The following is a 339-nucleotide window of genomic DNA, read 5'->3' on the forward strand; positions in this document are numbered from 1 at the left end:
TATCGACCCTTTAGTTGGAGTATCGCCAAGCGGTAAGGCAGCGGGTTTTGATCCCGCCATTCCCAGGTTCAAATCCTGGTACTCCAGCCATGGCTACGTAGCTCAGTTGGTTAGAGCACATCACTCATAATGATGGGGTCCCCTGTTCAAATCAGGGCGTAGCCACCATTTTCTTGCTACCAATAAGAAAATGGTATAAAACACAAAATGTGGAAGATGCAGGATTTTGATTCCTTCTTTGTACACATAAAAATGCGGGAGTGGCGGAATTGGTAGACGCGCTGGATTTAGGTTCCAGTATCTTCGGATGTGTGAGTTCAAGTCTCACCTTCCGCACCA

The 339-nt window shown here is 46.9% G+C and carries 3 tRNA genes; all 3 read left to right on the forward strand.

Annotated features, from left to right (window positions below):
- Window positions 1-15: 15 nt before the first annotated feature.
- The 3 genes from C2M24_RS15900 to C2M24_RS15910 all read left to right on the forward strand — a co-directional run bounded on the left by C2M24_RS15900 (window position 16) and on the right by C2M24_RS15910 (window position 339).
- Window positions 16-90, forward strand: a tRNA-Gln gene (locus tag C2M24_RS15900).
- 1 nt (window position 91) lies between these two features.
- Window positions 92-168: transfer RNA gene (locus tag C2M24_RS15905), tRNA-Met, on the forward strand.
- Between the two features lie 86 nt (window positions 169-254).
- Window positions 255-339: transfer RNA gene (locus tag C2M24_RS15910), tRNA-Leu, on the forward strand.

The organism is Pseudoalteromonas sp. T1lg22, from assembly GCF_002964645.1.
In the GTDB taxonomy this organism is placed as follows: domain Bacteria; phylum Pseudomonadota; class Gammaproteobacteria; order Enterobacterales; family Alteromonadaceae; genus Pseudoalteromonas.